Source organism: Methylobacterium sp. E-025 (genome assembly GCF_022829705.1).
GTDB lineage: Bacteria > Pseudomonadota > Alphaproteobacteria > Rhizobiales > Beijerinckiaceae > Methylobacterium.
In genome coordinates, this window is sequence record NZ_JAKSYR010000124.1 from 1 (window position 1) to 1,156 (window position 1,156).

At 63.6% G+C, this 1,156-nt stretch carries 2 protein-coding genes and 1 pseudogene; 2 read left to right on the plus strand and 1 reads right to left on the minus strand.

Annotated elements, in window-relative coordinates; all coding sequences use genetic code 11:
* Positions 1-114, minus strand: a pseudogene (locus MKK64_RS18870) (oxidoreductase); the annotation flags it as partial.
* A 371-nt stretch (positions 115-485) separates the two neighbouring features.
* Here MKK64_RS18870 and MKK64_RS18875 point away from each other — a divergent pair.
* A complete protein-coding gene (locus MKK64_RS18875; protein ID WP_243936424.1) occupies positions 486-872 on the plus strand; it encodes a hypothetical protein in 387 nt (128 codons plus the stop codon).
* A 43-nt stretch (positions 873-915) separates the two neighbouring features.
* A partial coding sequence (locus MKK64_RS18880) for a PHB depolymerase family esterase (RefSeq protein WP_243936425.1) occupies positions 916-1,156 on the plus strand: 241 nt, incomplete at its 3' end.

Consider the following 1,156-nt stretch of genomic DNA (forward strand, 5'->3'; position numbering starts at 1 on the left):
GCAGATCGCGCAGGCGGTCACCTTGATGATGACGTCACGACCATGCTCGATCTTCGGGTCCGGCACAGTCTCGCACGAGATCTTGCCTCGGCCCTGCCAAGTAAGTGCCTTCATTTCGATGATCCTGCTGGAAAATATCACGCTCGAAACCGCGGAAAAAACCGCTCGCCGCCGAGCGCTAAGCATGATGACAACTAATCCCCGACTCTCTTGATCCCACGAGCGACAATAAGAATTTTAGCGAATGGGATCGCCCGACCGCCTTTCGGGACGCTGGCAGCCTTATCACCCCAGGAACGGTGGCGACCGCGCCCGGCCGGACCATCACCGATTGACCGCATCGACAAATTTCGATGACGGCGGCGACCGACACGGGTCTTCCCTGCGTTTCGTGTTGCGGTGCAACATTCGTTGCTGGATCGTGTTGGATAGATGCTACCCTCGCATCGCTGCGTGAGGGATGTCATCCCGATCGTCCGCTCGTCGTGCGGGTCCGGAGGTGCTGCCATCCCCCGGAGAGACACCATGATGCGCTTCGCCGCCGCGCCGTTCTAGCGACCCTTCCGCTTCCCGCCCTCGCATCGTTCTGCGCCGAACAGATCGGCACCATCGAGCGTCGCCTCGACAGCGCCGGGGCGGTTCAGATCGCGGGCCTGAAATCGGGGCACGAACTTCGAACAGCTTCGGCCCGAGGTCTGACCGATATCCGCCGCGGCTCACCGAGCGATCCGGAGATGGTTTCAACCGCCGACCACATTGCCGCCGCGCGGACCCTCATCGTCCGGGCGTCCGCCGAGGACCGAGGCGGCGACAAGCGCGCATGCGAGAATATGATGACCGAGGCAAAGGGCATGATCGGCGCCCTGCCGTAGCTCACATTCCGCTCCGTACAGGGCCATCCTTGAAAGCATCTCTATGACAGAGCGTCCCGGACCCGCGGCGATTAAATCGGCGGAGCGATCCATCGACCGGCCCGGCGCCTTGGCACGTCGGTACGGCAACCAAGCCGGTAGCGGCGCCTACGACCTGTTTGTGCCGTCGGGTTCCGGACACGGTCCCCGTCCGCTCGTGGTGATGCTCCACGGCTGCTCGCAGACCGCGCGCGACTTCGCCATCGGAACCCGGATGGACCGGCTGGCCGAGGAGCAGGGCGTCA